The organism is Arthrobacter sp. UYCu723, assembly GCF_054059215.1.
The window spans coordinates 3208875-3229990 of record NZ_JBSSBW010000001.1 but is presented as its reverse complement, the minus strand read 5'-3'; the positions used below and the strand labels follow the sequence as shown (position 1 = coordinate 3229990).

Below are 21116 nucleotides of genomic sequence, written 5' to 3'. Positions count from 1 at the left end.
ACAACGAGGGAAACAAAAAGCCCCCGATGAACGAAAACAACAGCTGCACCTCTAGCTCAACTGGCAGAGCAATTGACTCTTAATCAATGGGTTCCGGGTTCGAGTCCCGGGGGGTGCACCAAAGAAAACCCCGTCCTGACAGGCTGAAAAGCTCGTCGGGACGGGGTTTTTGTTGTGTCCTTGGTTCGTCAGGAGTGACTGGTTGCTGGCGTCACGGATTCCTGGCTGCCCAGGCTTTTAGGACACGCGGCGGGCTGCCACTTCCCAGGCGAAATGGATCGGCAGCGGCAGCTGGACCGGGACGGTGCCGATGGGATCGTCGAGCAGCTCGTTTATCGAGGTCTGCCCTTCCAGCTCCACAGGAGGGTTCGCGTCCATGACATGAGCCTAGGTGCCGCCGGCGGGCGGGCGGGTGAGGGACACGCCTAACGCCAAGGCGACGAACCGGCGCGGTGCGCGTCTTCGGCGTCGTAGGTCCATGTGGTGGTATTCGTTGAAGAAGGCGAGGCCGGTTCCGGGATAGACGCATCCGCGGATCGGGAACTCAGTTGAGCCGGGTCGCCTCGACGGCTATGCCGGGCTCCGTGACGGTGACGATGGCCTTGGCTTCTGGAGAGGAAATATGCGTGGCCAGCTCTCTGACGACGGCTTGGAGTTCCTGCCGCAGTACGTCTGGGTCAATCGAGGCGGCGGCCAGCACGGCGCGCTCCATGTCCGCGGCTTCGGCGACAGCCTCGCGGCCCCGGTCCGTCAGGGACACGACGTGACTGCGTCGGTCGGAAGTGCTGCGTTGCCGGGAAATGTGGCCGTGCGTTTCCAATCGGCTCAGCGTCTTCCCCATGGTCTGAGCTTGAACCCGAACCAGTTGGGCCAGTTGGGCCTGCGTCATGGGTCCGTTGACGGAGAGCACTTCAATGGCGATGACCCCGGCGTGCGTCAGGCCGATGGCCCCCAACTTTTCGTTCCAGGAGTGCTCAACAAGGCGTGCCGCCGTGGACAATAGGCGCCCAGTGGGCCAGCGATCCATATCAGGCATATCAATGAGTATAGCGAGCGGCGGATTCGCCGCCCGCACGAACGCTCATTAGGCTGGTGTACCCGCACCCTGCGAAGGAGAATAACTTGCCTCAACGACTCATTCCCGGAACCCCGGCACCGGACTTCACGCTGAAAAATTCGGACGGGGAGGATGTCAGCCTGCGCGACTTCCGGGGCCGCAGCACGGTGATCTACTTCTACCCGGCCGCTTCCACTCCCGGGTGCACCAAGCAGGCCTGCGATTTCCGGGACTCCCTGGCGTCCCTGCAGCAGGCCGGTTATGACGTGGTGGGGATCTCCCCCGACGCGGTCGGCAAGCTCGCCACGTTCGCCGCAACGGAGGGACTGACGTTTCCCTTGCTCTCCGACGAGGACCACGCCGTGGCCGAGGCCTACGCGGCCTGGGGTGAGAAAAAGAACTACGGCCGCACCTACGACGGGCTCATCCGGTCCACCGTCGTCGTCGATCCGGAGGGCAGGGTCGTCGTGGCGCAGTACAACGTCCGGGCCACCGGGCACGTCGCCAAGCTCCGCCGGGACTTGAAGGTGGACGCCTAAGCCGGCACTGGCCCGGGACGTCCGCTGCAGGTGAAGGCAACCGGCGAACTGTGCCGGTCAACGGTATGATGGAGCCTTGGCATCCGCCGTCGAGGGTCAACTGACCCGCAACGGCCGGCGCCGCGCGCGAGTGGTGAAATTGGCAGACACGCAGGATTTAGGTTCCTGTGCCTTCGGGCGTGGGGGTTCAAATCCCCCCTTGCGCACAGATCACAGAGAGAACCCCGGTCTTCGGACCGGGGTTCTCTCTGTTAAAAGCGGATATCAGGCTGCCGTCCGCCGTCCGAAAAAGAATTTCAACACTGCACCCATCCGTTTCCTCCGACCCCGCGAATACCCATTGAGACACCAACCACGGGTCGGTGCCCAACCAGTCGGAAAAGGGCCAGAGCGGCAAAGTACGCCGCAGGCAACGATCGGCACAACAAAGGAGAAACCAAAAATGCAGACCATCAAGCGCACGACTTTCGCCGTTGCAGGTATCGCTGCTTCGGCCATGCTCAGCCTCACTGCCTGTGGCGGTTCCAGCAGCACGGCGCCCAGCTCGTCGGCTCCGGCTTCCACGCCGTCGGCCTCCAGCATGGCGCCGTCGCCGTCCAAGAGCTCCTCCGCCGCCGCCATGGATCCGGCCGCCGACCTCGTCGGTGCCGGCTGTGCCGGCTACGCCGCCCAGGTTCCCAGCGGCGCCGGCTCGGTATCCGGGATGGCCCTCGATCCGGTAGCCACCGCCGCTTCCAACAACCCGATCCTGACCACCCTGACCGCCGCCGTCTCCGGCAAGCTCAACCCCAAGGTGGACCTGGTAGACACCCTGAACGGCAGCGAATTCACGGTCTTCGCCCCGACGGATGACGCGTTCAAGAAGATCGACGCCGCCACCATCGAGACTCTCAAGACCGACGACGCCCTCCTGAGCAAGATCCTGACCTACCACGTGGTTCCCGGCAAGATCAGCCCGGACAAGATCGTGGGCACGCACAAGACTGTTGAGGGCGGTTCCGTGACGGTCACCGGCACCAAGGACGCACTCAAGGTTGACGACGCCAACGTGGTCTGCGGCGGCGTCAAGACCGCCAACGCCACGGTCTACATGATCGACTCCGTCCTGATGCCCAAGTAGGCAACACGAAGCGCTCCTGCTGCGGTTCCAGCCTGACTCCCTGGACCAACTAGGAGAAACGAAGGCCCGCGCCGATGGTGCGGGCCTTCGCCTTTGCCCGGGGCTGACGGACCCGGCCGTCAATTAGACTGGGGCTGTTCCGCAGCCGGCGGGCCATCCAGACTCCCAGAGGTGATTCACGAGTGCCCAGCAGTTCAGTGGCCAGCAATACTTTGCGCCGCGTTGCAGCCGGTATCGGTGCCGTCCTACTCATGCTGCCGCTGGCATCCTGCACCGGAGCCCCTACGCCCGGCCCGGCTCCGTCGACTGCCGCGACAAGCACCGCCAGCCCCGACCCCAGTGCCGTGTTCACGTTCGGCACGGCCTCGCGGCCACTCGGCCTCGACCCGGCCCTCGTCTCGGACGTGGAGTCCTACAGGATCACCCGCCAGGTGCTGGAAGGACTCGTCGGAGTGGACCAGACCACGGGCCAGCCCACGCCGCTGCTCGCCACCGAATGGCAGAACGGCGATGAGGGCCGGAGCTACACCTTCAAGCTCCGCGACAAGGTGACCTTCCAGGACGGTTCCCCGTTCGACGCGGCCTCCGTCTGCAGCAACTTCAACCGCTGGTTCAACTTCCCGGAGGCCCTCCGGCAGCAGTCCACCGGGAGCACCTTCAAGGGCGTCTTCAAGGCGCACTCGGACCAGGCCGCGCTCTCCATCTACAAGGGCTGCACCGCACTGGCCCCGGACAACGTCCGGATCGAGCTCACCCAGCCCTTCACCGGGTTCATGCAGGCCCTGACACTCCCCGCCTTCGCCATGTCCTCGCCCCAGGCACTCGCCGCGCAAAATGCGGACGTCCTGAACCAGAGCCGCGACGGCCAGGCCGTCTCCTCCTACGCGCTGCACCCGGTGGGCACCGGACCCTACGTCTTCAGCTCCTGGGACGAGGGCAGCATCACGCTCTCCAGCAACACGGACTACTGGGGAGACAAGGGCCAGATCGGAACCATTAAGTTCGTCACGTACGATCACCCGCAAACGCGGATGCAGGCCCTGCTGGACGGCAAGATCGATGGCTATGACACCGTGACGGTGGGAAACTTCGACCCGTTGGTCAAGCGGGGCAAACAGATCATCCAGCGCGACCCCTTCTCCGTTATGTACCTGGGCATGAATCAGGAAGTACCCATCCTGCAGAACCTCAAGGTCCGGCAGGCCATCGAAATGGCGCTGGACAAGGACACCCTGATCCGGCGGTTCTTCATCGACAACACCGCCCAGGCCACCCAGTTCGTCCCGCCCAAGCTCAGCGGCTTCAACAACAACGCCCCGTCCCTGGGCCATAACCCGGCCAAGGCCAAGGAGCTGCTCGCCGAAGCCGGCTATCAGGGCGAGGAACTGAAGTTCTACTACCCGCTGAACGTCACCCGCCCCTACCTCCCGACGCCGGAAAAGGTGTACGCGGAGATCAGCAGTCAGCTGACCGCCGTCGGGCTGAACATCAAGCCGGTGCCGGTGGACTGGTCCGATGGGTATCTGCAGAAGGTCACGTCTCCCGGCGACCATGCCCTCCATCTGCTGGGCTGGAACGGTTCCTACGCGGACCCGGACAACTTCGTGGGTCCGCTGTTCGGCGAGAAGACCGGTGAATTCGGCTACCAGGATCCCCAGGTCTTCTCCAAGATCGCCCGGGCCCGCGGCCTGCCCGACGGCAAGGAGCGGACCGAGCAGTACCAGACCATCAATGCGCAGATCGCGGCGACGGCTCCGGCCGTTCCGATTGCCTTCCCGATCTCGGCCCTGGCCCTGTCCGACCGAGTCCTGAAGTACCCGGCATCGCCGGTCCTGAACGAAGTTTTCACCAAGATCGAGCTAAAGCCTTGACGGACAGCCCCAATTTCAGTTAGTAGGCCACGCGGGGATATTCTGTGACAGCCAGACCCGCTGCTATCGGAGACTGATTGTGACCTTCATTTCCAAGACCCAACATGCCGACGTCGTCCTGATTGGCGGCGGCATCATGAGCGCCACGCTGGGCGCCTTCCTCAAGCAGCTCGAGCCGGACTGGACCATTTCCCTCTTCGAAAAGCTGGACGAACCGGGCCTGGAAAGCTCCGGACCGTGGAACAACGCAGGCACCGGGCACGCCGCACTGTGTGAGCTTAATTACTCACCCGCCGCCAAAGACGGCTCAGTGGATCCTTCCAAGGCCCTGCTCATCAACGAGCAGTTCCAGCTCTCCCGGCAGTTCTGGTCCCACTTCGTCACGAACGGCATGATCGGCTCACCCAAGGGCTTCATCAACACGGTTCCGCACATGAGCTTCGTGATCGGCGAAGCCAACGCCAAGTTCCTGCGCACCCGCTACGAGGCGCTCAAGCCGAACCCGCTGTTCCGGTCCATGGAGTACTCCGATGACCACGCCCAGATCGCCAAGTGGGCCCCCCTCATCGTCAAGGGCCGCGACCCGAAGCAGCGCATCGCGGCAACCCGCGCGGCGGAGGGAACCGACGTCGACTTCGGTGCCCTGACCCGCGAGCTGACCGGCTACCTCGGCAACAACGGCGTGGAGGTCAACTACGGCCACGACGTCTCCGGCATCAAGCGCGCGTCCGACGGCGGCTGGGACCTCGCGCTCAAGCACCCGCAGTCCGGTGAGCACGGCTCGATCCACGCGAAGTTCGTCTTCGTGGGGGCCGGCGGCGGCGCACTGCACCTGCTGCAGGCCTCGGGCATCCCGGAAAGCAAGGGCTACGGCGGATTCCCCGTCTCCGGCCAGTTCTTCCGCTGCACCGACGAGACGCTCGCGGCGCAGCACAGCGCCAAGGTCTACGGCCAGGCCTCCGTCGGCGCCCCGCCGATGTCCGTGCCGCACCTGGACACCCGCTACGTCAACGGCAAGCGTTCGCTGCTGTTCGGCCCGTACGCCGGTTTCTCGACGAACTTCCTGAAGAACGGCTCGTACCTGGACCTGCCGCTGTCCATCCGGCCCTCCAACATCATTCCGATGCTGGCCGTGGGCAGGGACAACATGGACCTCACCGCATACCTGGTCAGGGAAGTTGCCAAGCGGCACGGCGCCAAGGTGGAGGCCCTGCGCGAGTATTACCCGGAAGCCCAGGACGGCGACTGGGAACTCATCACGGCCGGCCAGCGTGTCCAGATCATCAAGAAGGATCCGAAGAAGGGCGGCGTGCTGCAGTTCGGCACCGAGGTCATCGCCGGACGCGACGGCTCCATCGGCGCCCTGCTCGGGGCGTCCCCGGGCGCATCCACCGCAGTGCCGATCATGATCGAGCTGCTGCAGAAGTCCTTCCCGAAGAATTTCAAGGGCTGGCAGTCCAAGTTCAAGGAGATGATGCCCGGCTACGGCGTCAAGCTCAACGAGAACCCGGAACTCGCCGCCCGGCTGGAAGCCGGGACGGCCAAGGCCCTGCAGCTCGAACCGGTCGGCGCCGCACGGAGCTGATGCCCCCCTCCGGGTTGCGGCAGGTTTGATCCCTTTTCAGGTTTAACCCCGTTGAAGTACCTCCGTCGACCCATCAGGAGACCATAAGATGTTCCGGCTGGCAAAGCTGTCCCTGGCAAACCGGGCACTGATCGCGCTGATCACCGTGTTCGCGTCGGTCTTCGGCGTGATCACGATGTCCTCGCTCAAGCAGGAGCTCATCCCGTCCATCGAGTTCCCGCAGATCACGGTCATCACCTCGATGCCGGGGGCCTCGCCGGAAGTCGTGGACAAGCAGATCAGCGGACCGCTGGAGACAGCGCTGAAGGGCGTCGAGGGCCTGGAGTCGACGTCGTCGACCTCGCGCAACGGAGTGTCCCAGATCAGCATGGTGTTCACCTACGGCTCCAATCTGGACCGTGCCCGGAACCAGATCGACCGCGCCATCTCCAACGCCAAGCGGTCCCTGCCGGACGACGTCCAGCCGCAGGCCATCGCCGGCAGCATCAGCGATTTCCCGATCGTCTTCCTCGCCGTGTCCTCGGACAAACCGCTCAGCGAGCTGAACGCGGACCTCGCCCGGCTCAGCGTGCCGCGGCTGCAGAAGCTCGACGGCGTCCGCGGCGCCGAGGTGACCGGCGGCGCCACCCAGCACATCGGCATCCTCCCCCGCGCCGACGCCATGGCGGCGTCCGGGGCGAGCATCCAATCGATCAGCAATGCTCTGAAGAACAACGGCGCCCTCGTTCCGGCCGGCACCATCGAGGAACAGGGCAAGACGCTTTCGCTGCAGATCGGCAGCCCGGTGGACTCGCTCGACGCGATCAAGGCCCTCCCCTTGTCCGGCGCCAGGAACGCCGCCACGATCGGCAGCGTTGCTGACGTCAGCATCACCGAGGACGCCCGCACCTCGATCACCCGGACCAACGGCAAAGAAACCCTGGCCCTGTCCGTCACCAAAAAGCCCGAGGGCGACACGGTGGGCATTTCCCACGCGGTGAAGGACTCCATCCCCCAGCTGGAGGCCGAGCTGGGCTCCAACGCGAAGTTCACCCCGATCTTCGATCAGGCGCCGTTCATCGAGAAGTCCATCAAGGACCTCACCACCGAGGGCCTGCTGGGCCTGGGCTTCGCCGTCGCGGTGATCCTCGTGTTCCTGATGTCCGTCCGCTCCACCCTGGTGACCGCCGTGTCCATCCCGCTGTCCCTGCTGATCACGTTCATCGGGCTTTCGGCCACCGGCTACTCGCTGAACATCCTGACCCTGGGGGCACTCACCATCGCGATCGGCCGGGTGGTGGACGACTCGATCGTGGTCATTGAGAACATCAAACGCCACCTCAGTTACGGCGAGCAGAAGATCACCGCCATCCTGACCTCCATTCGCGAGGTCGCCGGCGCCATCACGGCGTCGACACTGACCACCGTGGCCGTGTTCCTGCCGATCGCCTTCGTCGCAGGCCTCGCCGGGGAGCTCTTCCGCCCCTTCGCGCTCACCGTGACCATCGCGCTGCTGTCCTCGCTGCTCGTCTCGCTGACGATCGTCCCGGTGCTGGCGTACTGGTTCCTGCGGACGCCCGCCGTGTCCGGCGCCTCGGAAACCGGCGGCGGGGGCGCCCCGGAAGCCTCCGCCCGGGAGATCGCGGCCAAGGCCCACGAGGCCGAGCAGCGCACCCTCCTGCAGCGCGGCTACCTGCCTGTCCTGACCAAGACCCAGAAACATCCGGTGGTCACCCTCGTCGCGGCCGTCCTGGTGCTGGGCGGCACCGCCGCCATGACCCCGCTGCTCGCCACCGATCTGCTGGGCCGCTCCGGCGAAAACAGCATGACCGTCCGGCAGGCCCTGCCGGCCGGCACCAGCCTGGCCGAGGCCAGTGCCGCCGCCGTCAAGCTCGAAGACGTGCTCCGTGACATCGACGGCATCAAGGACGTCCAGGTCACCACCGGAAACGCCCAGACCGGCTTCTCCGCGCTGCTTTCCGCCGGCGCCTCCAATTCCAGCTTTACCGTGGTGACCGACGGGAAGGCCAACCAGGGCAAGCTTCAGGACACCGTCCGCAACGAGCTCGCCAGGGTCCCCGACGCCGGCAAGATCACCGTCGGTTCCCAGCAGGGCGGCTTCGGCACGAGCTCGACGGTCGACATCACGCTCAAGGCCGCGACCACGGCCGATCTCCGCACCGCCAGCGATGCGCTGGTCAAGGCCCTGGACGGGGTGCCCGGCAGCAGCGAGGTCGCCACCAACCTGGCCGCCAGCCAGCCCGTGGTCCAGGTGAAGGTGGACCGTGTCAAGGCCGTTGCCGCAGGCCTCAACGAGGAACAGGTCGCCGGCGTGCTGGCTTCCACCATCAGCCCGATCCCGGCCGGAACCGTCCGCATCGACACCAACGACTTCCCGGTGCGGATCGGCGAAGGCACCCGCTTCACGAGCATCGATGCCGTCCGGGCCATCCCGCTGCCCGCGGCGGCAGGAACGGTTCCCTTGGGCAGCATCGCCTCCGTACAGCAGGTGGACGTGCCTGTCTCCATCACCGCCAGCAACGGCCAGCGGACCGCACGGGTGTCCGTCACGCCGTCGGGCTCCAACCTCGGCGCGGTGAGCACAGAAGTGCAGGCCCGGCTCAAGACCGTCGGGCTGCCGCCCGGCGTCACCGCCACGATCGGCGGCGCGACGACGCAGCAGGCCGAGTCCTTCGGACAGCTTGGACTGGCGCTGCTGGCAGCCATCGCCATTGTCTACGTGATCATGGTGGCAGCGTTCAAGTCCCTCGTGCAGCCGCTGATCCTGCTGGTCTCCGTCCCGTTCGCCGCCACCGGGGCCATCGCCCTGCTGCTCGTGACCGGTGTGCCGCTGGGCCTGCCGTCACTGATCGGGATGCTGATGCTCGTGGGCATCGTGGTGACGAACGCGATCGTGCTGATCGACCTCATCAACCAGTACCGCCAGCCGCGCAACGGCGCGCCAGGAATGAACGTGGCCGAGGCCATCACCCATGGCGCCCGCCAGCGGCTCCGGCCGATCCTGATGACGGCCCTGGCCACCGTGTTCGCGCTGACGCCGATGGCGCTGGGCCTGACCGGGGGCGGCGGTTTCATCTCGCAGCCGCTCGCGATCGTGGTGATCGGCGGACTCATCTCCTCCACCGCCCTGACGCTGGTTTTGGTGCCGGTGCTCTACCGGCTGGTGGAAGGACGGCGCGAGAAGCGGGCGCTGCAGAAGGCCGATGCTGCCCCGCCGGTCCCCGCCACCCGAGGCCGCCGGGCAAAGCCCACGCCGCCGGATGCGGAGGCCGGTTCTCACACCGACTTCGACCCTGATTCCGAAGAGCTTCCCCTCCCGACCGGCTCGCACTAGCCCCTCCCGCCCACCCAGCCCTGGCCCCTCCGTTGAGCTGGCACTTAACGTCGCCAAGATCGGCTCAGCACGACGTTTACTGCCAGCTCAACCGGCCCGGGCAGGGACGACGACGACGGGAGCCGGGTCGGAGTATGCCAGCCGCGGCACCAGGACCAGCGCCGCGGCTGCGGCCGCCGGGGGCAGTGTCGCGACCAGCGCTCCGGAGCCACCGCCATGTTCGCCAGCGCTTCGGCCAGGCTGCCGTGGTAAGGGCAGGAACAACAAGTAGCCCAGGCCCACAAGGGTCCAACGCGGTGGCGCCCACAAGGGTCCAGCGCGGCATGAGCCGCCGGGTCACGAGCGGGTAGAGCAGGGCACCCACCAGCAGGGCCGGCGCATAGACGCCGATGATGATCGAGACCTAGCCGGTGCGCAAGCCCAGGCCGTAGCCATGCAGCGCCGGGCCGGGTTTCCCCGCGCCTGCCCACACGGTGGAACGGCGGCGGGAATATTCATCCGTTGCGGGCGTTGTACAGGACGTTACATGCAAATGCATGTAAATCCGCTATAGTGGAAACAGCTTCCGGATCAGACCGGCCACGGAAAGGCACATCATGCAGATCGGCGTATTCAGCGTCAGCGACATCACTACCGACCCCACCACGGGCCGCACCCCCACGGAGCACGAGCGCATCAAGGCGTCCGTGGCGATCGCCAAGAAGGTCGAAGAAATCGGCATGGATGTCTACGCCATCGGCGAGCACCACAACCGGCCGTTCTTCTCTTCCTCCCCCACCACCACCCTGGCCTACATCGCGGCCCAGACAGAGCGCATCATCCTGTCCACGGCCACCACGCTCATCACCACGAATGACCCGGTGAAGATCGCCGAGGACTTCGCGATGCTCCAGCACCTCTCCGACGGCCGCGTGGACCTGGTCCTGGGCCGCGGCAACACCGCCCCCGTCTACCCCTGGTTCGGCAAGAACATCCAGGACGGGATCGAACTCGCGATCGAGAACTACAGCCTGCTGCGCCGCCTCTGGGACGAGGACACCGTCAACTGGTCAGGCAAGTTCCGTACCCCGCTGCAGAACTTCACCTCGACACCGCGCCCGCTCGACGGCGTCGCCCCCTTCGTGTGGCACGGCTCCATCCGCACGCCGCAGATCGCCGAAGTGGCCGCCTACTACGGCGACGGCTTCTTCGCGAACAACATCTTCTGGCCCAAGGAGCACTACCAGCAGCTGATCAGCCTCTACCGCGAACGCTACGAGCACTACGGGCACGGCAAGGCAGACCAGGCGATCGTGGGCCTCGGCGGCCAGTTCTTCATGCGGAAAAACTCCCAGGACGCCGTCAAGGAGTTCCGCCCGTACTTCGACAACGCCCCGGTCTACGGCCACGGCCCGTCGCTCGAGGACTTCACCTCGCAGACCCCGCTGACCGTCGGCAGCCCGCAGGAGGTCATCGAGAAGACCCTCGCCTTCCGTGAGTACTTCGGCGACTACCAGCGCCAACTGTTCCTGGTGGACCACGCGGGCCTGCCGCTGAAGACAGTGCTGGAGCAGCTTGACCTGTTCGGCGAAGACGTGCTGCCGGTGCTGCGGAAGGAATACGCCGCCCTCACCCCGGCCCGTGTTCCGGAACCGCCCACCCATGCCGGACGCGTTGCAGCGTCGCTGCCCGCAGCATCCCTGCCCGCAGCCTCCCTGACCGGAGCCGGCCAGCCTTCCAGCGAAACCGCCAGCCAGGAAGCGTGATGTCCGCCAAGACCACAGAATCGCCGGTGCGCCTGGCCGCGGAGACCTGGGAATCCCTGTTCCGCGCCCAGGTGGCCGTGATGCGCAGGCTGCAGGCGGGCCCGGCGTTCAAGAACCTCGCCCTCAACGAGTACGACGTGCTGTTCACCCTCTCCCGCTGCCCGTCCGGGTGGCTCCGCCTGAACGAGCTCAACGACCACGTCCTGCTGAGCCAGTCCAGCCTGAGCCGGCTCGTGGAACGGCTCGAAAAGCGCGGATTCGTGGAGCGGATGCCGGCCCCCAACGACGGCCGCGGAGTCCTGATCAAGCTCACTGAAGCCGGCTGGGAGCTCCAGAAGCAGATCGGCCGGGAACATGTCCGCGACATCGCCGCGCTCGTGGTCCCGGCCCTCACGGCCGCCGAACAGCAGGAGCTGCTGCGGCTGACGGAGAAGCTGCGGGCCTCGGTGGCCACCCGCTGAGGACCGGAGATGGGACCGCGACGGCGCCTCCCGGCGCCGTCGCTAGTGGATGGCGACGAGCTCCGCCGGATCCTCCTCCGGCAGTTCGCCGTGGACGATCGCCGTGACCTTGAGTTCCTTGAGTACCAGGCTGCCGCCCACCGTGGACAGGAAGGCCGTGTCGGAGGAATCGCGGCCGGCCGTGATCCGGAGCATGCTCGCGCGCGGCGCCAGACCTGTGGGGTCAATGACGTGCCACGCCCCGTTAATGTGCGCCTCGGCGACGGCGTGGAAGTCCATCGGGCTCAGCCCGGGCGCATAAACCGCGGCCAGCCGGGCCGGGACGTTCTTGGACCGGAGCAGCGAAATCGCCAGGTGGGCGAAGTCCCGGCAGACCCCGCGGCGGTGCAGCAGGGTCTCGACGGCGCCGTCGGTCCCCCTCGAGGAACCGCTCACGTAGCGCAGCTCGCTGAAGACCCAGTTGCGAACGGCGTGCAGCAGCTCTACGCCCAGCAGCCCGCCGAATTCCGCGTAGGCGGTCGGCAGCAGCCTGTCCGACTCGGCGTAACGGCTGGGCCGCACGTAGCGGATGAGTTCCATCAGCCCCGGTTCTTCCGGCAGCGCAAAACCGGCGACCGTGGCGGAGTAGTCCACCAGCACCTCGGCGGGCCCAGCGAATTCCATGTAGTGGAACCGCCCGCCGTGGTGGTCCGAGAGCTCCGTCAGGGCGACATCCACGCCGCCGGCCGTCACGGATAGCGATTCCTCGAAGCCGCTGTAGCCGGCGTTGCGCGCCACCGACACCGCCAGGGCGACCTTGGTGTCGGCCACGGTCTTGAAGGCCAGACGTGCGGCGACAGAGCGTTCCATGGATCTCCGGGGTGTGAGGAAGCAACAGATTGGCAGAAGGTCGGCCGCGGTCGCCTGCCCGTCGGTGTGCGGGGCGTGCGGTACTAGTTTTTGACCTTCAGAGACATTAGCATCCGCTGGACATTGGCGAATTCAGAGCCCTGGTTGACGTATTTGTCTGCCTGGTCGAGGGTGTCGAAGGCCTTTGCCGGGGCCACCTTTTGGTCCGGGGCGAGGACCTTCAACACTGTCAGGTCGCCGAAGGAATAGTCGCCCTTGCCCTCGGGGCCCCGGACCACGTTCTGCAGCCCGCAGGACTTTTCCCCGGCGCCGCCCACCACGTTGGTGATGCCGTAGGAGCCGAAGAACTTGTAGCCCTGGATCACCCGGAACACGACGTGGGGGTCGATGGTCCCTTCGCCGCCGCGGTGCGGCAGTTCCACCGGCACGCTGCTCACGACGACGTACGGTTTGGCCGCGTCATCGGGGCAGGCCGGGACCGGCTGCGGCTGGAGTCCGGTCTGCAGCGTGGCGACGTAGCCTCCCTTGGCGTCCTTGACCTCGATCTTGAGCGCGCCAGGCATGCTTCCCTGCTCCGGTGTCACGGACTGGGCAACCCATTCCTGCGGGAGCTCGAAGCTCACGCTCCTTGCCGGATCCGTGAAGACTTTCCAGGCCGACGCCGTCGAGCCGGGCGCCGCCGTGCCGGACGCCGTCGAGCTTGTCCCGGAGGCCGTGGCCTCCGGCGACGCGCCGGGCGAGGCGGTGCCCGCGGACGGATCCGCCGACGCCGTGCTTGCGCCCGGGCTGCCGCCTGCCGTCCAGGCCGGCGTGCCCTTGCCGTCGCTGCTGCAGCCGGAAAGTGCGGCCGCGGCGACCGCCAGCACCGCAGCGATCCGGATCCCGAGGGAGATAGCCATCCCAGTCATGCTGCCAGCGTAGCCCGGTCCGGGACGGCTCAAAGTTTCCGGATCCGCGTTTCGTAGAATCTGACCCCACGGCCAGCGTCTCCAGCGAAATCCTCTCGTCCACGGCGTGGAGGCGCGGGCTTCGATGTCCGGCGGCGGTGGCACGGGTGGCGGTTTCTTGCATGCGCGAAAGTCCATGTCCCGGCGGCGTCCTTGCCAGGCCGTAGCCGGGCATTCGGCCCTAGAGAATGCCGCGGAGAAAGAGGGATACGCTGGGGGCATGGCGGAACAGCATTTTGACGGAACGCATTTTGGGGATCAGGACAGTGTGGCGGATATCTCCGCCGTCGACATCGCGGACTGGCGGCTCCGGACCTTTGCGCTCTATGCCAGCGTGCGGAAGCTCGCCGCGGAGGACCCGGCCGAGGCCCATACCTACTGGCGTCACGAGCGGGACCGGATGTTCGGCACGCACCCCGCTTCGCCGCTCACCGCCGAGGCCAGGTCAAGCTTCGGTGGGCTCAACACCGCCCACTACGATCCGATCTACCGGTTCCACATCCCGCTGACGAGCGAGGGCGCCGGGCGCGAAATGAACGTCGAGACGGGGACTGACGGCCTGGTCCGGTTCGTCCGGCTGGGTACCTTCGACCTTCCCGAGATGGGCCAGCTCGCCGTCTGGAAGCTGAACGGCTACGGCGGTGGCATCTTCGTGCCGTTCCGTGACGCCACGGCCGGGCATCCCGGCGGCAGTTACGGCGCAGGGCGCTACCTGCTGGACACTATTAAGGGTGCCTTCCACGGCGTCCGCGGGTCCGGCCCGGAGGCCGAATTCGTGGTGGACTTCAACTTCGCCTACAACCCGTCCTGTGCCTACAACGAGGCGTGGGCATGCCCCCTCGCCGGCCCCTCCAACCGGCTTGCCGTGGAGATCCCGGTCGGCGAACTGTACTGACGAGCCTGCACCGACGGTTCCTGCACCGACGCCGTTCCGGGGGCCCGGTGTGATCCATTCGCGGCGGCGTCATTCGGGAACCGCGCCGTCGTGTGACAGGCTGGACGGATGGAATCCCCTGCTGCGCCCGCCACCGAGCTTGAGCAGCAGCCCCCTCCCGCTGGCACAGTCCGCGTCCGGCCCGACCGGCACCACCACCGACACCGCGGGATCCTCCGCTATCCGCTGGTCCGGCAACTGATCCGGTTCACCGGCGTCGGCATGGTCTGCACCGTCACGTCCCTGGCCCTGTATGCCTTCCTCCGGCCGTGGATCGGCGCCCAGCCGGCCAACGCGGCGGCCCTCATCCTCACCTCGCTGATGAACACCGCGCTGAACCGTCGCCTGACGTTCAAGATCACGGAGCGCCGGCGGATGAAACGCGACCATCTCAACGGGCTGATCGTGATCCTTGTGGCGCTGCTGATCACCGGCGGCAGCCTGGCCGTCCTGCACTGGTTCAACCCGGACGCCACCGTGGCCGATGAGCTGTGGACCACGACGCTTTCCGGTTTCGTGGCCACGGCCGTGCGCTTCACTATGCTGCGGCACTGGATCTTCCGGCGGGCCCGGCACCGTTGAGCCCGGCTCGAGCTACAACCCCGGCGTGAGCTATCAGTTGATGTCGCTATTCATGCCCGATAACGACCTCTGGTGATAGCTCAACCGCAAGAGGGGCTGCCCAGCGCCCGGACGCTGCCGACGGCGGTGCGGACCGCGGCCGCCGCTTCGTGCAGCTCGGCTGCCGTGATCGTTGAATCGAAGCTGAAGCGCACCGCTGTCTGCGCCACTGCGGCCTCGATGCCGAGAGCGAGCAGCACCGGGGACGGCTCGTCCGAACCCGCCGCGCAGGCGGAGCCGCTCGAGCAGATGACCCCCTGGCGCTCGAGTTCCAGCAGCACGGACTCGCCGCTGGTCCCGGGGAAGCAGAACGACGCCACTGAGGGAAGCCGTCCGGTGCGGTGCCCGGTGAGGACGGCGCCCGGGACCCCCGCCAGCACGCTGTCGATGAAGTCATCCCGCAGGGCGGCAACCCGGGCAGCCAGCTCAGGCTGGGACACCCGGGCCAGAGTAAGGGCCGTGGCGAGGGCCATGGCTCCGGCGACGTTTTCGGTGCCCGAGCGGCGCCCGCGCTCCTGCCCGCCACCGTGGATTACCGGTTCCAGCCGGGTCCGGCTCCGGACAAACAGGGCGCCGTTTCCCTTCGGTGCGCCGAGCTTGTGGCCGGAAATACTCAGCGCGTCCACGCCGAGCGCGGCGGTATCCAGCGGCAGCCAGCCGGCGGCCTGGACGGCGTCGGTATGGAACGGGATGCCCTGCGCGCGGGCCAGTCCGGCAAGCCGGGCTATGGGCTGCACCGTGCCCACCTCGTTGTTGGCGTACATGATGCTGACCAGGGCGGTCTCCGGCCGGAGCACCGCGGCGAGGGCTTCCTCGGTGACGCGGCCGTAGCGGTCCACCGGGACCACGTCGACGGCGAAGCCGTGGACCCGCTCCAGATACCGGGCCGATTCCACCACCGCAGGGTGCTCGACGGCGCTGATCACCACCCGGTCCAGCCGCGGGTCCGCGGCGCGGCGTGCCAGGGCAAGGCCCTTGACCGCCAGGTTGTCCGCCTCCGTGCCGCCGGAAGTGAAGACCACCTCGCCCGGGCGGCATCCCAGGGCCTTGGCCGTGGCTGCCCGCGCCCCGGCGAGCGCCGTGGCGGCCGCATCACCGAGGGAATGGTGGCTCGAGGGGTTGCCGAACTCGCCGGTGAGGTACGGCCACATGGCCTCAAGTACCTCACGGCGGACCGGAGTGGTGGCGGCGGCGTCCAGGAAGATCATGACGTCCCTCAGCCGGCCGTCTGTTCCGTGGCATAAACGGGCTCGAGCTCGATGTCGAGCCCGAGGTCCAGGGCGGCGACGCTGTGCGTGAGCCCGCCGATCGAGATGACGTCCACCCCGGTGGCGGCGATGCCGGCCACGGTGGCCAGGTTGACGTTGCCGCTGGCTTCCACCCGCGCACGCCCGCCGACCAGCGCGACCCCTGCGGCGAGCTCCTCCAGGCTGAAGTTGTCCAGCATGATCGTGTCCACTCCGGCGGCCAGCACCGGTTCGATCTGCTCCATGCTGTCCACCTCCACCTCGAAGTGCGTGGTGTGGCCCAGGCGGGCCCTGGCATCCCGCAGCACCGCCGTGAGCTTCGAGGGGTCTCCCCCGGTGAGGACGGCCAGGTGGTTGTCCTTGGCGAGCACGGCGTCCGAGAGGCTGAAGCGGTGGTTTGCGCCGCCGCCGCAGCGGACGGCGTAGCGTTCCAGCACGCGCAGCCCGGGCGTCGTCTTCCGCGTGTCGGTGATCCGCGCGCCGGTGCCATCAACGAGGGCGACGAACTCCGCCGTCCTGGTGGCGATGGCGCTCATCCGCTGCACCAGGTTCAGGGCCACGCGTTCGGCCAGCAGCACGGCGCGGGCGTTCCCGCGGACCCTCGCCAGCGGCGTTCCGGCGGCAAAGGCCGCACCGTCCGCGACCAGGAGTTCGACGGCGGCGTCGGCGTCCGTGAGCTTCATGGCGGCGGCAAACACCTCGCCGCCGCTGAACACGCCGGGCACCCGGGCGGCCAGCACCGCCGTCGCGCGCGCGTCGGCGGGGATGAGCGTCTGGGAGGTGATGTCCCCGTACGGTGCGTCTTCCTGCAGGGCGGCGCGCAGCACGGCGTCGACGGCGGAGGCCGGCAGGGTGCCGGCGAGCGCCTGCACGGACAGCGCGTCCGGACGGGCAGCGGTGCTTGCAGCGGCAGCGGGTGCGCTCATGAGGAGATCCTTTGCTTGGAACGGGAGCCGGCGGCGTACCGGTGGCCGGACCTGCCTGCCGCCGACGTTGAGCGGGCAGGGGCAGCGAGCACGGCCGGGAGGGTGCCGTTGACGTTGGCGTCGGCACGGTAGTGGGCACCGACGGAGCCGCTCCGGTTCCGCGCCGCGTCCACGAGCAGTTGCGCGGCCAGCAGCAGGTTGCGGTCCTCGTGGGCGGACTGATTGAGGCTGGCCCCCTGATCCGCGGTGCGGGCGGCTGCCGCCCACTCCGCGAGCCGGGCCGCGGCGGCGTCGAGTTCGGCACCGCTGCGCATCACCCCGGCGGCGCCGGTCATGAGGCGTCCCAGGGCTCCGCGGCTGAAGGGAACTGTTGCCTGCGCCGGCTCCGCGGCCGGAAGTACATTCCGGCTGCCGGAGCCGGATCTGCCGGAGCCGGAACTGCCCGAGCCGGATGCCGCCGGGGCCGGCTCCATGCCCGGTCCGCGCAGGAAGTCCTCCACCGCGCGGCGCCCGAAGACGAGGCCCTCCAGGAGTGAATTGCTCGCCAGCCGGTTGGCGCCCTGGACGCCGGTGCACGCCGCTTCACCGGCGGCGTACAGCCCCGGGACGGAGGTGCGTCCCCAGAGATCCGTGGCCACGCCGCCCATCCAGTAGTGGGCCGCCGGGGAGACCGGCAGCGGTTCCGTGGCCCAGTCGTAGCCGGCCGCGCGGGTGGCCGCGTTGATGGTGGGGAAGCGCCGGGCGAGGAAGCCCGGTCCGCGGGCCGCCTCGACGCCCCGGGCGTCCAGATAGACCGGGCTGTCCGCCGCCGCGCCTGTGGCGGCCAGATGCAGGGCGATGCTGCGGGAGACGACGTCGCGCGGGGCCAGTTCCGCGTCCGGGTGGTAGTCCGGCATGAAGCGGTACCCGGCCGCGTCCAGCAGCACGGCCCCCTCGCCGCGGACCGCCTCGGAGATCAGCAGCGCCGGGGGCCCGCCCGGGACCTCACCCGCGGCCAGGGTGGTGGGGTGGAACTGGAAGAACTCAAGGTCCCGCACGGCCGCGCCCGCACGCCAGGCCAGGGCCAGGCCGTCGGCAGTGGCAACGGAGGGATTGCTGGTCCGGGCATACAGCCGTCCGGCGCCGCCGGTGGCGAGCAGCACCGCGTCCGCGGCGAGCCGCCTGGGCTGCGCGTTGGCGAGGTAGGCGACGCCGGTGACGCCCCCTGTCTCGCTCCCGGTCAGGAGGTCGGTGACGAAGGCGCCGGTCTCGACCCGCAGCCTTCCCTCGGCTGCCCGCTTCAGGACGGCGGCAACGAGTCCGCGGGCGATGCAGGCACCGGTCGCGTCGCCGCCGGCGTGCAGGATGCGGGGGGCCGAGTGGGCGGCCTCGAGCCCCAGTGCGGGGCCGCTGCCGGGACCGGCGTCGAAGTGCACGCCGAAACGCCGGAGTCCCGCGATGTCCCGGACTGCTTCGGTGCACAGTATCCGCACGGCCTCCGGGTCATTCAGTCCGGCCCCTGCCGCAAGGGTGTCGGCGATGTGGGCAGCCACCGAATCGCCCGGGAAGGCGTTCCCGGGCTCCAGCACGGCCGAGACGCCGCCCTGGGCGTAGAAGGTGTTGCTCTGCTCGAGCGTGCCCTTGCTCAGGAGCACCACCTCGACGGCGGGGCTGCCGCCCGGGGCGCTCCCGGCGGCGGAAGCTACCGCGTCGGAGGCGAGCAACGCGGCGTAGAGCCCGGCGATCCCGCTGCCGACGACCACAAGCCGTCTGGTCATGGCCGCGCCGCCAGCATGCGCTCCAGGGCGACCTTTGCCGGGGCCGCGACGGCTTCTTCCACGGTGATGCGGTTGATGACCTCGCCCCGGACGAGTGCCTCCAGGACCCAGGCGAGGTAGCCGGGGTGGATGCGGTACATCGTGGAGCAGGGGCAGATCACCGGGTCCAGGCAGAAGATGGTGTGCTGCGGGTACTCGGCGTCGAGGCGGTTGACGAGGTTGATTTCCGTTCCGACGGCGAAGGTGGTCGGTTCGGTCGCGGCGGCGATGGCCTTGCGGATGAAGTCGGTGGAACCGGCGGCGTCTGCCGCGTCCACCACTTCCATGGGGCATTCGGGGTGGACGATCACCTGGACGCCCGGGAAACCGGCGCGGGCCTTTTCGATCTGGCCCACGTTGAAGCGCTTGTGGACCGAGCAGAAGCCGTGCCAGAGGATCACCCGGGACTCGAGCAGGGTCTGTTCCTCGTTGCCGCCGAGGTCCTTGCGCGGGTTCCACATCGGCATCTGCCCCAGCGGCACGCCCATGGCCTTGGCGGTGTTGCGGCCCAGGTGCTGGTCCGGGAAGAACAGCACACGCTGGCCGCGCTCGAAGGCCCACTCCAGCACGGTCGCGGCGTTGGAGGACGTGCAGACGATCCCGCCGCGCTCGCCGCAGAAGCCCTTGAGGGCGGCCGAGGAGTTCATGTAGGTGACCGGGATGACCGGGACCCGGCCGTCGGCGTCGGGCTCGGTGCCGAACAGTTCCTCGAGCTGTTCCCAGCACTCGGTCACGGAGTCGATGTCCGCCATGTCCGCCATCGAGCAGCCCGCGGCGAGGTTCGGCAGGATCACGGCCTGGTCCGGCCGGGACAGGATGTCCGCGGTCTCGGCCATGAAGTGCACGCCGCAGAAAATGATGGCCTCGGCGTCGGGCCGGGTCAGGGCAGCGTTTGCCAGCTGGAAGGAGTCGCCTACGAAGTCGGCGTATTCCACCACCTCGTCGCGCTGGTAGAAGTGGCCCAGGACAACGGCGCGGTCCCCGAGCGTCGCCTTGGCGGCCCGGATCCGGACGTCGAGTTCGGCGTCGCTGGCGAGCTTGTACTCCTCCGGGAGCTGGCCCTGCCGCGGAGTCGAGGCCGGGGCGATGTCCGCGACGGAGGCACCCGGTCCGTAGGCGGGCACGCCGGCGAGGGCCTCGGCGAGGTCGTAGTCCCAGGGACCGCGGGCCAGTGCCGGGCTGCAGGTGGAGGCGGCTGTTGCAATGCCCTTGGCGCTGCTGGCGGCCAGCGCGGCGGCCTGTTCGCGCGTGATCAGCTGGATGGCCGTGTTGACGCTGCTCATGGTGTGCTCCTGTTGTCTGGGTCAAGGCCTGGGCGGCCGGAAAAGCGGTAGAGGCGGGGCGGCCGGTGTTTACCGCCCTGCAGGTACTGGTCGGTCTCTTCGATCTCCGGTGTGGCTTTGACCTGGCGGCGGAAGTTTGCCGGGTCCAGTTCGCGGTCCAGGACGGCCTCGTAGACCTCCCGGACCTGGGCCAGGGTGAAGTATTCGCCCAGCAGGTGATACGCGATGGACCCGTAGGCCATCTTGTTGCGCAGCCGCCAGAGGGCGTAGTCGATGATCGCGTTGTGGTCGAAGGCCAGCCCGCCCAGCCGGTCCGCCCGGAACCACCGGACGTTTTCGGATTCGTCCGCGAGCGCGGCCTCGGTGGGCTGGACCAGCGCCCAATACACAATCGACACGACGCGCTGGGTGGGCGAGCGGTGCAGGCCGCCGAAGGCGTAGAGCTGTTCGAGGTAGCTCGGCGCCAGCCCGGTGGTCTCGCGCAGGTTCCGGGATGCGGCGTCCTGCAGCGACTCGGAGTGGATCAGCGGGCCGCCGGGGAGCGCCCACAGGCCCTTGAACGGCTCGCGGATCCGGCGTACCAGCGGGATCCAGAGGGTGGGGCGTCCGGAGCGCTCGCTCGGGCGAAGCGCGAAGATCACGGTGGAGATGGCCAACGACGGCGGTGCAAGCTGACGCTCGGCGACATTGGCTGCTGCTGTGTAAACGGTGATTCACCCCGCATTCTTAGGTTCCGGGCGGATCCCCGGGGACTGCCCGGACGGTTCGGGCCCGACGCCGGAGTAGTTATAGTCAAATTGA

General features: G+C 67.9%; 19 protein-coding genes and 2 tRNA genes. 12 read left to right on the top strand and 9 right to left on the bottom strand.

The annotated features are described in order from the left end of the window. The first annotated feature begins 45 nt into the window (after positions 1-45). Positions 46-121: transfer RNA gene (locus ACVWZ8_RS15205), tRNA-Lys, on the top strand. A 116-nt stretch (positions 122-237) separates the two neighbouring features. Here the strand turns inward: ACVWZ8_RS15205 and ACVWZ8_RS15200 are convergent. Both ACVWZ8_RS15200 and ACVWZ8_RS15195 read right to left on the bottom strand, forming a co-directional pair. Beyond that, positions 238-378 (bottom strand): hypothetical protein, encoded by a 141-nt coding sequence (locus ACVWZ8_RS15200; RefSeq protein WP_456505068.1) that lies wholly within the window; start codon positions 376-378, stop codon positions 238-240. Between the two features lie 166 nt (positions 379-544). Next, positions 545-1027: a MarR family winged helix-turn-helix transcriptional regulator gene (locus ACVWZ8_RS15195; protein ID WP_426979711.1), complete on the bottom strand. Its 483-nt coding sequence runs from the start codon at positions 1025-1027 to the stop codon at positions 545-547. A 95-nt stretch (positions 1028-1122) separates the two neighbouring features. Here ACVWZ8_RS15195 and bcp point away from each other — a divergent pair, with 95 nt between their 5' ends. The 8 genes from bcp (at position 1123) to ACVWZ8_RS15155 (ending at position 11712) form a co-directional block, all read left to right on the top strand. Then, positions 1123-1596, top strand: coding sequence for a thioredoxin-dependent thiol peroxidase (bcp, locus tag ACVWZ8_RS15190; protein WP_426978499.1), 474 nt, complete (start codon positions 1123-1125; stop codon positions 1594-1596). A gap of 124 nt (positions 1597-1720) precedes the next feature. Continuing rightward, positions 1721-1802 (top strand) — tRNA-Leu (locus ACVWZ8_RS15185). A gap of 236 nt (positions 1803-2038) precedes the next feature. Then, positions 2039-2716 (top strand): fasciclin domain-containing protein, encoded by a 678-nt coding sequence (locus ACVWZ8_RS15180; RefSeq protein ID WP_426978500.1) that lies wholly within the window; start codon positions 2039-2041, stop codon positions 2714-2716. Between the two features lie 251 nt (positions 2717-2967). Beyond that, complete coding sequence (locus ACVWZ8_RS15175) at positions 2968-4587, top strand: ABC transporter substrate-binding protein (protein WP_456505961.1); 1620 nt, start codon at positions 2968-2970, stop codon at positions 4585-4587. A gap of 79 nt (positions 4588-4666) precedes the next feature. Next, positions 4667-6172 carry a malate:quinone oxidoreductase gene (locus tag ACVWZ8_RS15170; RefSeq protein ID WP_456505067.1) on the top strand — a complete coding sequence of 502 codons (1506 nt, stop codon included), beginning with the start codon at positions 4667-4669 and terminating at the stop codon, positions 6170-6172. An 88-nt stretch (positions 6173-6260) separates the two neighbouring features. Further along, positions 6261-9506: an efflux RND transporter permease subunit gene (locus tag ACVWZ8_RS15165; protein ID WP_456505066.1), complete on the top strand. Its 3246-nt coding sequence runs from the start codon at positions 6261-6263 to the stop codon at positions 9504-9506. 596 nt (positions 9507-10102) lie between these two features. Further along, on the top strand, positions 10103-11251 hold the full coding sequence (locus ACVWZ8_RS15160) for an LLM class flavin-dependent oxidoreductase (protein ID WP_426978503.1): 1149 nt from the start codon (positions 10103-10105) through the stop codon (positions 11249-11251). Continuing rightward, on the top strand, positions 11251-11712 hold the full coding sequence (locus tag ACVWZ8_RS15155) for a MarR family winged helix-turn-helix transcriptional regulator (protein ID WP_426978504.1): 462 nt from the start codon (positions 11251-11253) through the stop codon (positions 11710-11712). Before ACVWZ8_RS15160 ends, ACVWZ8_RS15155 begins: the two co-directional genes overlap by 1 nt. Before the next feature lie 42 nt (positions 11713-11754). On the opposite strand, the gene ACVWZ8_RS15150 is transcribed toward ACVWZ8_RS15155, so the two are convergent. Both ACVWZ8_RS15150 and ACVWZ8_RS15145 read right to left on the bottom strand, forming a co-directional pair. Next, the gene (locus ACVWZ8_RS15150) at positions 11755-12561 is read right to left on the bottom strand and encodes a transglutaminase-like domain-containing protein (RefSeq protein ID WP_426978505.1); all 807 of its coding nucleotides are present in this window, start codon (positions 12559-12561) and stop codon (positions 11755-11757) included. An 83-nt stretch (positions 12562-12644) separates the two neighbouring features. Continuing rightward, positions 12645-13184, bottom strand: a complete 540-nt coding sequence (locus ACVWZ8_RS15145) for a hypothetical protein (protein WP_456505065.1) — start codon at positions 13182-13184, stop codon at positions 12645-12647. A gap of 16 nt (positions 13185-13200) precedes the next feature. On the opposite strand from ACVWZ8_RS15145, the gene ACVWZ8_RS15140 reads away from it, so the two are divergent. The 3 genes from ACVWZ8_RS15140 to ACVWZ8_RS15130 all read left to right on the top strand — a co-directional run bounded on the left by ACVWZ8_RS15140 (position 13201) and on the right by ACVWZ8_RS15130 (position 15024). After that, positions 13201-13482 carry a hypothetical protein gene (locus ACVWZ8_RS15140; protein WP_456505064.1) on the top strand — a complete coding sequence of 94 codons (282 nt, stop codon included), beginning with the start codon at positions 13201-13203 and terminating at the stop codon, positions 13480-13482. Between the two features lie 246 nt (positions 13483-13728). Continuing rightward, positions 13729-14403: a DUF1684 domain-containing protein gene (locus tag ACVWZ8_RS15135; protein WP_456505063.1), complete on the top strand. Its 675-nt coding sequence runs from the start codon at positions 13729-13731 to the stop codon at positions 14401-14403. A gap of 108 nt (positions 14404-14511) precedes the next feature. After that, entirely contained in the window at positions 14512-15024 is a 513-nt protein-coding gene (locus ACVWZ8_RS15130; RefSeq protein ID WP_426978508.1) for a GtrA family protein, read from the top strand. Between the two features lie 80 nt (positions 15025-15104). Here ACVWZ8_RS15130 and ACVWZ8_RS15125 read toward each other — a convergent pair whose 3' ends face one another. From ACVWZ8_RS15125 to ACVWZ8_RS15105, 5 genes are read right to left on the bottom strand one after another with little or no spacing between them, the layout of a single operon-like run. Then, complete coding sequence (locus ACVWZ8_RS15125) at positions 15105-16271, bottom strand: cysteine desulfurase family protein (protein WP_456505062.1); 1167 nt, start codon at positions 16269-16271, stop codon at positions 15105-15107. A gap of 8 nt (positions 16272-16279) precedes the next feature. Beyond that, positions 16280-17236, bottom strand: coding sequence for a carboxylating nicotinate-nucleotide diphosphorylase (nadC, locus tag ACVWZ8_RS15120; RefSeq protein ID WP_456505061.1), 957 nt, complete (start codon positions 17234-17236; stop codon positions 16280-16282). Continuing rightward, entirely contained in the window at positions 17233-18993 is a 1761-nt protein-coding gene (nadB, locus tag ACVWZ8_RS15115) for an L-aspartate oxidase (RefSeq protein ID WP_456505060.1), read from the bottom strand. The genes nadC and nadB overlap by 4 nt, the downstream gene beginning before the upstream one ends. Then, positions 18990-20315 carry a quinolinate synthase NadA gene (gene nadA, locus ACVWZ8_RS15110; protein ID WP_456505059.1) on the bottom strand — a complete coding sequence of 442 codons (1326 nt, stop codon included), beginning with the start codon at positions 20313-20315 and terminating at the stop codon, positions 18990-18992. Before nadA ends, nadB begins: the two co-directional genes overlap by 4 nt. Continuing rightward, positions 20312-21028, bottom strand: a complete 717-nt coding sequence (locus ACVWZ8_RS15105) for an NUDIX hydrolase (protein WP_456505960.1) — start codon at positions 21026-21028, stop codon at positions 20312-20314. The genes nadA and ACVWZ8_RS15105 overlap by 4 nt, the downstream gene beginning before the upstream one ends. Positions 21029-21116 lie beyond the last annotated feature (88 nt).